7 protein-coding genes and 1 other RNA gene are annotated in these 11,720 nt (G+C 68.8%); 7 read left to right on the top strand and 1 reads right to left on the bottom strand.

Going from position 1 to position 11,720, the window contains the following annotated elements:
- The first annotated feature begins 5 nt into the window (after positions 1-5).
- The 4 genes from ftsX (at position 6) to ssrA (ending at position 3,230) form a co-directional block, all read left to right on the top strand.
- Complete coding sequence (gene ftsX / locus ACWC91_RS02990; RefSeq protein ID WP_450643639.1) at positions 6-923, top strand: permease-like cell division protein FtsX; 918 nt, start codon at positions 6-8, stop codon at positions 921-923.
- 68 nt (positions 924-991) lie between these two features.
- The gene (locus tag ACWC91_RS02995; RefSeq protein ID WP_450643640.1) at positions 992-2,164 is read left to right on the top strand and encodes a S41 family peptidase; all 1,173 of its coding nucleotides are present in this window, start codon (positions 992-994) and stop codon (positions 2,162-2,164) included.
- Positions 2,165-2,231: 67 nt separating this feature from the next.
- On the top strand, positions 2,232-2,711 hold the full coding sequence (gene smpB / locus ACWC91_RS03000; protein ID WP_225078662.1) for an SsrA-binding protein SmpB: 480 nt from the start codon (positions 2,232-2,234) through the stop codon (positions 2,709-2,711).
- A 120-nt stretch (positions 2,712-2,831) separates the two neighbouring features.
- Positions 2,832-3,230, top strand: a transfer-messenger RNA (tmRNA) gene (gene ssrA / locus ACWC91_RS03005).
- A gap of 138 nt (positions 3,231-3,368) precedes the next feature.
- Here the strand turns inward: ssrA and ACWC91_RS03010 are convergent.
- Entirely contained in the window at positions 3,369-4,409 is a 1,041-nt protein-coding gene (locus ACWC91_RS03010; RefSeq protein WP_225078661.1) for a sensor histidine kinase, read from the bottom strand.
- Positions 4,410-4,821: 412 nt separating this feature from the next.
- Between ACWC91_RS03010 and ACWC91_RS03015 the strand changes: the two genes are divergently transcribed.
- The 3 genes from ACWC91_RS03015 (at position 4,822) to ACWC91_RS03025 (ending at position 11,576) form a co-directional block, all read left to right on the top strand.
- Positions 4,822-11,037 carry an RHS repeat-associated core domain-containing protein gene (locus tag ACWC91_RS03015; RefSeq protein WP_450643641.1) on the top strand — a complete coding sequence of 2,072 codons (6,216 nt, stop codon included), beginning with the start codon at positions 4,822-4,824 and terminating at the stop codon, positions 11,035-11,037.
- 79 nt (positions 11,038-11,116) lie between these two features.
- Positions 11,117-11,293, top strand: a complete 177-nt coding sequence (locus ACWC91_RS03020) for a hypothetical protein (protein ID WP_225078659.1) — start codon at positions 11,117-11,119, stop codon at positions 11,291-11,293.
- Complete coding sequence (locus ACWC91_RS03025; protein ID WP_450725778.1) at positions 11,286-11,576, top strand: hypothetical protein; 291 nt, start codon at positions 11,286-11,288, stop codon at positions 11,574-11,576. The genes ACWC91_RS03020 and ACWC91_RS03025 overlap by 8 nt, the downstream gene beginning before the upstream one ends.
- Positions 11,577-11,720: the final 144 nt, after the last annotated feature.

Consider the following 11,720-nt stretch of genomic DNA (forward strand, 5'->3'; position numbering starts at 1 on the left):
ACGTCATGCGCGCCCAGTTCGTCCTGTCGGAGATCGGTGTCGGTCTCCGTCGCAATCTGACGATGACCTTCGCCGTCGTCGTCTCCGTCGCCCTGTCGCTCGCCCTGTTCGGCGGGTCGCTCCTGATGAGCGACCAGGTCAACCAGATGAAGGGCTACTGGTACGACAAGATCAACATCTCGATCTACTTCTGCAACAAGAGCAACGCCCAGAGCGACCCCAACTGTGCCAAGGGCGCGGTCACCGAGGACCAGAAGAAGACGATCCTCGCCGACCTGAACAAGATGTCGGTGGTGCAGAAGGTCACCTACGAGTCCCAGGACGAGGCGTACAAGCACTACCAGGAGCAGTTCGGCGACACCCCGCTGGCCGGCACCATCACGCCGGACCAGATGCAGGAGTCGTACCGGATCAAGCTGAAGAACCCGGAGCAGTACAAGGTCATCGCGAGCGCCTTCAACGGGCGTGACGGCGTGTACTCCGTGCAGGACCAGAAAGGCATCCTGGACAACCTCTTCGGGTTGCTGAACGGCATGAACTGGGCCGCGCGCGCGGTGATGTCGCTGATGCTGGTCGTCGCGCTGATGCTGATCGTCAACACCGTGCGCGTCTCGGCGTTCAGCCGCAGGCGTGAGACCGGGATCATGCGCCTGGTGGGCGCCTCCGGCTTCTACATCCAGGCGCCGTTCATCATGGAGGCGGCGGTCGCCGGGCTGATCGGCGGCGGGGTCGCCTGCGGATTCCTGGTGACCGCGCGGTACTTCATCATCGACCACGGTCTCGCCCTGTCGGAGAAGCTGAATCTGATCAACTTCATCGGCTGGGACGCGGTGCTGACGAAGCTGCCGCTCATCCTCGCGACAAGTGTGCTGATGCCGGCGTTGGCCGCGTTCTTCGCGCTGCGCAAGTACCTGAAGGTGTGACGCACGCCAAAGAGGTCGTACGGTCGAGCAACCGTACGGCCTCGGGGCGTTGTCCTAGACTCACCGCCATGTCGGGCCGTGACCTGTTCCGCCGGCCCCGCCGCGGACGCGCCGGGGCCGCCCTGACATTGGTCTTCGCGAGCGTGCTGGTGGCGGGCGCGGCGACGGGCTCCCTGCCCGGCCACGACGACCGCAGGTCCCAGGCGGGCGAGGCCGGTTCGGCCGTGCCCGTGGGCCGGCCCGAGGAAGTGACCCGGGCGGCGGCCGAGGCCATGGCCGTCGGCGAGTCCCCCGTGCAGGCCGCCGCACGTGCCGTCAGCCGCAGCGGCGACCGCTGGGGAGCCGTCTACTCCCGGGGCGAGTACGAGGAGTTCCAGGAGGCCCTGGACGGCCAGTACACCGGCGTCGGACTGTCGACGCGGCGCTGCCGGGACGGCCGGGTCGAGGTCGCGAAGGTCCGGGCGGGCTCGCCCGCGGCGGCCGCCGGCATCCGCCGGGGCGACCGGCTGCGCAGCGTCGACGGCGAGCGGACCGACGGGCTGCCGGTGACCGACGTGGTCGCGCTGCTGCGGGGCGACGCCGACGACGCGCCCGCCGGCACCGCCGTCACCCTGGGTCTGCAACGCGGCAAGCGCGTGTGGACCCAGACGCTCCGCCGGGCCCGTCTGTCGACGGACCCGGTCACGGTACGGCGCTCGGCGGGCGGCGTGACCGTCATCAAGATCGCCGCGTTCACGAAAGGCGTGGGCGGCAAGGTCCGCACCGCCGTACGCCGCGCCCCGGCCGCCGACGGGATCGTCCTCGACCTGCGCGGAAACTCCGGCGGCCTGGTCACCGAGGCCGTCACCACCGCCTCCGCCTTCCTCGACGGCGGCCTGGTCGCCACCTACGACGTCGACGGCGACCAGCGCGCCCTGCACGCCGGCTCCGGCGGGGACACCACCCGGCCTCTGGTCGTACTCGTCGACGGCGGCACGATGAGCGCGGCCGAACTGCTCACCGGCGCCCTCCAGGACCGCGGCCGCGCGGTCGTCGTGGGCTCCCGCACCTTCGGCAAGGGCTCGGTGCAGATGCCGAGCAGGCTGCCCGACGGCTCGGTCGCCGAGCTCACGGTCGGGCACTACCGCACCCCCGGCGGGCACGCCGTGGACGGCCACGGCATCACCCCTGACCTGGACGCCGGGCAGGACGCGCTGCGGCGCGCGCAGACGGTTCTGACGGGTCTGGGCGAGGCGTCCTAGCCCGGCGGGCACGCCCTTTAATACGTTTCCCGCACACCCCCTCCGTAGTGCGAAAATGGGGGGCACTATGGCTAAGGAAAAAGGGCGCAAGCTGATCGCGCAGAACAAGAAGGCGCGGCACGACTACCTCATCATCGATACCTACGAGGCCGGTCTGGTGCTGATGGGGACCGAGGTGAAGTCGCTGCGTCAGGGGCGGGCGTCGCTGGTCGACGGGTTCGTGCAGCTCGACGGGCACGAGGCGTGGCTGCACAACGTGCACGTGCCCGAGTACAGCCAGGGCACCTGGACCAACCACAGCGCCCGCCGCAAGCGGAAGCTGCTGCTGCACCGGGAGGAGATCGACAAGCTGGAGTCGAAGTCCCAGGAGACGGGTCACACGATCGTGCCCCTCGCGCTGTACTTCAAGGACGGCCGGGCCAAGGTCGAGATCGCGCTGGCGAAGGGCAAGAAGGAGTACGACAAGCGGCAGACGCTCCGCGAGAAGCAGGACCGCCGCGAGACGGACCGCGCGGTGGCGGCGGCGCGGCGCAGGCAGCGGGGGTAGCGGCAGGTCCGGGACGCGGGGAATACGCTGGCACGGACCTGCGTTGGTCACGTACGATGGAACCAGCACCGCGAGGCCGGTGCGGATCTCCTCTCCGGAGGGGTTTTGAAAAATCAACATGGGGATGATCGGTTTCGACAGCGGCTGTCGAAGCAGGGGAAGCGTGTCGAGGAAGCGGCCATGATCTCGTAAACCACAGGCCGAAAAAATAATCGCCAACACCAAGCGCGATTCCTCCCAGCAGGCCTTCGCCCTCGCTGCCTGATCTCAGGTAGCAGAGCGAGCCTCCTACTAAGGGAGTGTCAGCCCGGGGCTGTTCCCGACCCGGATCCTGGCATCAGCTAGGGGACTAAACCTTGATCCCGGTCACGGGGTGAAGAGGGAAACCAAACAGTGACTGAGCCCGTCGGAGACTTGTCCGCGTGATCTCCGGGGCTGAGAAATGCGAAGCGGACTGCACACGGAGAAGCCCTGATTCCGCACCGTTGGACGCGGGTTCGATTCCCGCCATCTCCACGATCGGGAGGCTCCCGAGCCTCCTTCACCCATGTGGGCAAGGCCCCGTCGCTTTCGAGCGGCGGGGCCTTGCCCGTTGTGTGGGCAGGGCCCCGCCGCTTTCGGCTGACGGGGCTCCTGCTGCCGAGGGCCGTGGTGGTGTCAGGACAGGGGCAGGGTGGCTGTCACGGAGAAGGTCCGGTCCTTCGTGCTGGCGTGCAGGGTTCCGCCGAGGGCGATGACTCGGCCTCTGAGGCCGGCCAGGCCCGTGCCGCGGCCGGGCGCCGTGGAGGGTGGGGGCGAGCCGGTGGGGGCGCCGTCGTTGCGGACGGTCAGGCGGATGTCGTCCGGGTCGGTGTGGAGCTCGATCTCGCAGCACGTGGCACGGCTGTGTTCCAGCAGATTGCCCACCGCCTCATGGAGCACCGACCGCAGGCACTCCGTCGCCGCGTCGTCCAGTTCCAGGCGCGGCGGCAGCGAGGCGTGCACCCCTACCCCGGAGGTGGTCAGCAGCCGCTGTGCCCGGGCCAGCTCGTCGGCCAGGGACCGGGTTGCCCCGGGGCTGCTGATGAGCCGTACGTCGTCCTGCGTCCGCCGGGCCAGCTCGGCGACCTCGGCGAGCGCCGCCCTGGCGGACTCGGCGGAGGTGTCCGCGCGCAGGGCGTTCTCCGCCCGCACCACGACGGCCACCAGTGACGAGCCCACCAGATCGTGCAGGTCCTGGCGCATACGCGCCAGGGCACGCTGCTCGGCGAGCCGGGCCGTCTGTTCCTTGCTGCCGTGCAACCGGGAGGAGAGCAGGGCGAGATGGGTGACCGCGAAGACGGTGCTCGCCGTGATCGCCGCACTGAGCAGAGCGACCAGTGAACCGCGGCTGCTGTCGACCACGCCCGTGTGAATGAGCAACGGCCCGCTGGCGACGACCGCCAGGGCGACGGGAACGGAGTTGGCGGGGGGCAGAGTGAGCATCACGGCGCCGGCGAGGAAGCCGAGCAGAGTGAACCACCGGTGCTGGAAGACCACTAAGGGCACGTAGGTGAGCACGGCCTGCACCAGCAGCAGTCCCCACCTCCAGCGGTAAGGCAGCCGGTAGGGCGGAGGCGCGTACTGGCCGAGCAGAACGGCCGGCGTCAGCACCAGCACGGTCAGACCGGCGGCGACAGTGCGCCTGTGGAACGGCGAGGCGGCGATGTCGAGTGCCACAAGCCCGAGGGACCCCAACACCATTACGGCCAGCGAGCCCAATGCCACCCGGGCTCCCGGTGGAGCCGTCACGCCCTTCCCTGCTTTGCTCCGCATCCTCGCCCCGTTCCACTTTCGATCATCAACGGTCGATTATGGAACGGTCCGGGAGAGGTGATCGGACCCCGCCAGGAGCCCCGAAGCCCCTCTGACCTGTGCATTTGAGTGGCTTCACAAGATCTTCGCAGCTTGTGAAGTCTTCACTTCTTCGGCCGTGACACCCCTGCTTTGATCACGTCTGCGTCATGTCCATACCAAAGAGAGATGACTGAACGTGTCAAAGAGAACACGCCCGACCGGCGAGTGGGAGGGTTCGGCCGTCGCCTCGCAGAGGCACAGACGGCTGTTGCCCCGGATTGCGGTCTTAACCGCCATGGTGCTCGCGGCGGAGTCGGCGCTGATGGTCGCCAACACCGGCCAAGCGATGGCACTCACGCGCGAGAAGATACAGCAGACGGCCGCGAAGGACACGCCCAACGGCCCCGATACCGCTGCGGACATCCCGTCGGCGAAGGTCGCGGCCCGGCTCAACGGCAAGCGGGTCGAGGCGCTCTCGGAGCGTACCGCGACCTCGACGACCTGGGTGAACAAGGACGGTTCGCTCACCACGGAACTCGCTGCTGGTCCCGTTCGGTTCACGGACGAGGAGACGGGGGAGTGGCGCGCGGTCGACCTGGACCTCGTCCAGCGGGCCGACGGGACTGTCGAACCCAAGGCGCACCCGGGCGGGCTGCGCTTGTCCGGCAGGTCCGGGACCCCCGCGAAGTCGCTGAAGGCCGCTCAGCAGGCCAAGGCCACCGACCTGGTGACCTTGGGCGAGGGTGATCAGCAGATCACGCTGCAGTGGAAGGGTGGCCTGCCCGAGCCGAAGCTGGACGGCACCCGGGCGGAGTACGTCAACGCCGTACCCGGCGCGGACGTGGTCGTGGAGGCCACCCGCACCGGCTTCGAGCAGTACGTCGAGCTCAAGCAGCGTCCCGAGACCGGTGACGTCGGCGGCTACTCCTACACGCTTCCGCTGAAGGCCAGGGGCTTGAAGGCGCGGCAACTGGCCGACGGCAGCGTGCTGTTCACCGACGAGAAGAACAACAAGCGGGCTGTCATGCCCGCGCCGGTGATGTGGGACGCCACCGTCGACGAACGTTCCGGGGAGCACACCCGCAAGGCCAGGGTCGGCCTGAAGGTGGTCCAGAAGGGCTCGTCCGTCGACCTGGTGATCACCCCGGACGCCGACTTCCTCGCCGACCCGGACACCAAGTACCCGGTCACCATCGACCCCTCCACCTCCTCGCTGTCGAACGTCTTCGACACCTACGTGCAGCAGGGAGTGACGGTCGATCAGTCGACCGACACCGAACTGGACTGGGGCAACCCGGGCACCAAGAACGCCGACGGCACCCCGCGTACCGCGCAGACCTTCATCTCCTGGAACACCACGCCGATCCAGGACGCGCTGGTGCTGGACGCGAAGCTGTCGCTGTGGAACTTCCACTCGGGCAACACCGACTGCAAGGCGTACCCGTGGGAGGTGTGGTCCTCTCCCGCCGCCTCCACCTCCAGCCGGTGGACCAACCGCCCGACGATGACGGCCCTGAAGGCCACCTCCACCGAGACCCGCGGCAACCCGTCGTGCACCAGCACCCAGCCCGCGGGCTGGATCAACGCCAATGTGACCACGCTGGTGCAGGAGTGGGCCTCGGCCAAGGCCACCCGCGGCCACATGGGCATCCAAGCCACGAGCGAAGCGGTCGTGGCCCAGTGGAAGCGCGTCAACTCCGCCAACGCCGCCTCCAATCCGCCGAAGCTGGTCGTCAACTACAACTACCGGCCGCGCACCGGAACCAAGCAGGAGGCCGGCCCGCCGTACTTCTCCTACGGCGGCGACTACGTCGTCAACACCACCACGCCGACCCTGCGGGACACCTTCGTCGACGCCGACGGCGACAAGGTCAACGGCACCTTCCAGATCTTCGACTCCGCCACCAACGCCCAGGTCGGCAACGTCCTGGTGTCGAAGTACGTGCCCTCCGGGCAGGTCGCCTCGGTGACCGTCCCGGCAGGTGTGCTGGCCGACGGGAAGACGTACAAGTTCCGCACCAGCCCCTATGACGGCACGCACTACAACACCGGCTGGTCGGCGTGGAAGACGTTCACCGTCGACACCAAGGCGCCCTCCGCGCCCACGAAGATCGTCTCCACGGACTACCCGTCGGACAAGTGGGTCAAGGGCGCCGGCCAGGCCGGCACGTTCACGGTCACCCCGCCCGCCGGCGGTGACCACAACTGGCTGGAATGGTCGCTGGACGGCGTCACCTGGACCAAGGTGACCACGAGCGGCTCCAGCGCGAACAAGGCGATCAGCATCGCCCCGCCGAGGGACGGCACCCATACGCTGCAGGTGCGGGCCGTGGACAAGGCGGACAACAAGTCCGAGGCGGCCGAGTACACCTTCCACGCCGGCCCCGGCGGCTTCATCCAGCCCAACGACGGCGAACGCACCGCACGCCGGCTCCCGCTCGTCGCGGAGGCCGAAGGTACCAAGTACGACAAGGTGTCCTTCTTCTGGCGGCGCTCCGAGGCCGACAACTGGGTGGAGATCCCCGCCGGTCACGTGACCTCCGGCGGCACCCCGCTGACCGCGTGGCCCGTTTCGCTGACCAACGGCAGGAACGCGCAGCTGGTCTGGAACGCCACCGACACCGTCGACCCCGACGGCACGGTACAGATCAAGGCCGACTTCACCGGCCCGGGCAACGCCTCCGGCAGCACCGAGCCGCTGACCGTCGTCGTCGACCGCAACGCTGACGGCGCCGCAAGCCAGGGCGTGGGTCCTGGCACGGTGAACATGCTGACCGGCGACTTCGGCCTGTCGGCCACGGATGCCTCCGCGTTCGACATGTCCGTCACGCGTACCGCATCGTCCCGTACCCCGGACAAGGGGGCCGCTCAGGAGGGACAGGCGCCGATCTTCGGCAAGGAGTGGGTGTCGGGTGCGACCGCCGAGCTGACGGACTCCGACTACTCCCACATCCGCAGGATCTCCGACACGGCCGTCGCCGTGGTCGACTCCGACGGTGAGGAGACCCACTTCACCGCGAACGCGGCCAAATCGGGCTGGGTTCCGGAGCCGGGTGCGGAGGATCTGACCCTCAAGGGCAGCGTGAGCGGCAGCTTCACGCTCTCCGACACCGAGGGCACGGTCACGGAGTTCACCAAGCCCGATCCGGCCGTGCCGACCTGGCAGGTCTCCAGCACCCTGCTGGACGGGCTGACCAACTCCACGACCACGGTGATCTCGCAGAAGTCCACCTACAACGGCAAGGCCGTCGCCCGGCCCAAGTGGGTCGTCGCACCCACCTCGGCCGCGACCGCCGCGGACTGCGCGGCCGATCCGGCCACCAAGGGCTGCCGGGTCCTGGAATACCTGTACCCGCTGACCACCACCGCCACGGACACCGCGTTCGGCGATGTGGTGGGTCAGGTCAAGTCCATCCGCCTGTGGGCCACCGAGCCCGGTGCGGCCACCTCCCAGGTCCTCGCCATCCAGTCGTACGTGTACGACGGGCAGGGGCGGCTGCGCGAGACCTGGAACCCGCGCATCTCCCCGGCGCTGAAGACGCAGTACGAGTACGACAGCGCGGGCCGCGTCGTCAAGTTCACCCCGCCCGGCGAACTGCCCTGGACCTTCACCTACGGCAAGGCCGGCAACACCGCCACCGCCGGTGACGGCATGCTGCTCAAGGCCACCCGCGCGGGGCTGAAGCAGGGCACCGCCGATGTCGAAGAGGGCACGGCCGCCACCAGCGTCGTCTACGACGTGCCGCTGACCGGCACCGCCGCCCCGAACAAGATGGGCGCCTCCGATGTGAGGGCGTGGGGCCAGTTCGACGCGCCGACGGACGCGACCGCGGTCTTCCCTGCCGACGCCGTGCCGTCCTCGCACTCCGGCGGCTCGCTGACCGCGGCCGCCTACAAGCGGGCCGAGGTGCACTACCTGGGCGTATCCGGCCGTGAGGTCAACTCCGCCACTCCCGGCGGGCACATCTCCACCACCGAATACGACCGCTTCGGCAACACCGTCCGTGAACTGACCGCCGCCAACCGATCCGTCGCCCTGGGACTGACCGCTGATGACAAGGCCACCCAGGCCGACCTCGGCATCTCCCAGCTCACCGGCGCCGAGCGCGGCGACCTGCTGGCGACCCGCTCCGTCTACAACGAGAACGGAACCCGAGAACTGGAGGAGTTCGGCCCGCTGCGCAGGATCGACCTCACCGCCGATCTGAAGCAGGGCACCACCACGCTGGTCTCCGCGGGCACTTCGGTCACCGCACGTACGTGGACGGTCAACGAGTACGACGCGGGCCGTCCCACGGACGGCACGGCCAAGGTCAAGGACCAGATCACCAAGGTCACCACCGGCGCCCAGGTGCGCGAACACCCCTTCGTCCAGGGCGAGACCCGGGTCACCCAGACCGTCTACGACTGGGCCAAGGGCCTGCCGACCAAGACGATCAAGGATCCGGGTGGTCTGGCGATCACCGAGACCACGGAGTACGACGCCCAGGGGCGCACCGTCAAACAGCTCCTGCCCGGTGCGACGGGCACGGACGCGGCAACCCGCGTGACCACCTACTGGTCCGCTACCGGCACCGGCGCCTGCGCCGGCCGCCCCGAGTGGGCCGACCTGGTCTGCTCGGTCGGACCCGCCGGCGCGATCACCGGTGGCGGCTCCAACCCGACAGGGCTGCCGACCACCACCACCGAGTACGACTGGTGGGGCAACACGGCCAAGGTCACCGAGACCGCCAACGGCGTCACCCGTACGACGACCACGACGTACGACGCCGCGGGCCGGCAGATCAAGAGCGCAGTCACGGGCGGGCTCGGACAGGCGGTCCCGGAGGCCACCACCGAGTACGACCCGAACAACGGCAAGGTGACCAAGACCACCTCGCCCACCGGCGGCTCGATCACCAAGGCGTACGACAAGCTCGGCCGCCAGATCGCATACACGGACGCCGACGGCGGCAGGACCACGACCGAGTACGACCTGCTCGACCGGCCGGTCAAGTCGACGGACACGGTGCCGTCGACGGTCACGTACACCTACGACACGGCCATCGAACCGCGCGGTCTGGCCACGAAGACCACCGACTCGATCGCCGGCACCTTCCAGGCGACGTACGACGCCGCCGGGGCCGTGGTGACCGAGAAGCTGCCCGGCGGCTACTCCGTCAAGCAGACGAACGACCCCGCCGGTTCCGCCGTCGACCGTACGTACACCCGTGACAGCGACGGCACCATCGTCTACTCGGACACGGTGACCGAGTCCATCCACGGCCAGGTCACCAGTCACGCCGGCTGGTCCGACCAGTCTTACGGCTACGACGCCACTGGTCGCCTCACCACAGTCGAGGACACCACCGAGACGGTCTGCACGCGCCGCAGCTACGCCTTCGACGCGCGCACCAACCGCAAGTCCCTGACCACGGCGACGGGCACGCCCGGCGCCGACTGTCCCACCAGCGGAGGCACCGCCGCCAACTCCACGTACGACAGCGCCGACCGGCTGGTGAACTCCGGGTACACGTACGACGCGTTCGGTCGCACGACCGCCCTGCCCGGCAGCACCATCGGCTACTACGCCAACGACCTCGCGTACCAGCAGGTCTCCGGCGGAAAGCGCCAGACCTGGCAGCTCGACGCGGCCCTGCGGTTCCGCTCGTGGAAGGTGGAGACGGGCAGCGGTTCGACCTGGACGCAGAACGCGTCCAAGCTCAACCACTACGACGGCGACGGCGACAACCCGCGCTGGGTCGTGGAGGACACCGCCACGGGAGCCCTGACCCGCAACGTCGACGGGGCCTCCGGCGACCTTGCGGCGACCACGGCCAAGAGCGGCGACACGGTACTGCAGCTCACCACCATCCACGGCGACGTGGCGCTCCAGCTCCCGCTGGAGGCCGGCAAGGCGCCGGTCGCCCTGGACTCGGATGAGTACGGCAACCCGCGTCCGGGCCTGGAGCCCACACGCTACAACTGGCTCGGCGCCAAGCAACGTTCGTCGGAGACCCTGACCGGCCTGGTCCTGATGGGCGTACGGCTCTACAACCCCGCCACCGGCAGCTTCCTCTCCGCCGACCCGGTCTACGGCGGCAACGCCAACGCCTACGACTACGTCCACGCCGATCCGCTCAACCGCTACGACCTCGACGGCAAGTGGAGCTGGAAAAAGGCATGGCGTAAGACCAAGAGCTTCGTCAAGCGCCACCGGGTGGGAATCGCTGCCGGCCTCGCTGGAGTCGGCTGCGGCGTGGTCTCCATGGGACTGGCCGGCGCGGCCTGTGCTGTGGCCGCCGGAGCGATCGCCGGTGGGGCCGCCAAGAAGCTGGGCAATCGCAAGGCCTCATGGGGTTCGGTCGGACGCGCGGCCATTTACGGCGCCGGAGTCGGATCGGCCGGATGGGGGCTCAGTGCGGGAGTGCGGTACGGGGCCGGCCGGGCCCTGGTCCGATGGGCCCCGCGCGGCGGCCGGCACGCCCTGAGCCGCGTTTCGCACCGCAAATCACGGTCGTGGCGTTGGTGACCACTCGCTGATGTAGGAGATTTACGCTAGCGGAACTGGCCGCCCGAGCGGGCGGCCAGTTCCGGGAACAGGGATTTACATGGCAAATCAAACAAGGCGCACATCGCGGGCGATTTTCTGGTCCGGCGTCATCGTTTTTGCACTGGGCATCACGGCAGCCGCTCTGTACGGACACAAGGACGGCGAGCGACTGTTTTTCTGCTCGGCAATCATTCTGGCGGTTGCCTGGCTGGTTGAGCGGGGCTCGGATGACTGACCACGCGGGGCGCTTGGGCAAGGCATTTCGGGCGATCGACCGGGCTCTGGGGGGTACGCAACCTCCGGACAGGCCACAGCGGTTCGCCGCACGACATCCTCTGGTACTCGGCCTCCTCGCCGGTCTTGCCTCTTTCCTGTTCGGCCTGGTCGTCTCCGACCACGACAGCGCGATGTCCCTGTTCCTGATTTCACTCTTCGGGATCGCGATGGGAAGTATTTTCGCGGCGACCGGTTACGCGGAGCGGAAGCGCCAAGCCCGGCTGGAGCGAGCGCAGTCATGACGACCATCGTCGACGCCGTCCTCCTCTGAACGGAAAGATCCCGGATCAGCCAGGCGGGGCGTACGCGCTCCCGTCACCGGTCGTGTGGCCGGTCCTGATGTCCAAGGGGACGGAGCGACACCGGCCACGCCGAGGACCGGACGG

The sequence above is a fragment of the Streptomyces sp. NPDC001204 genome (genome assembly GCF_053598035.1).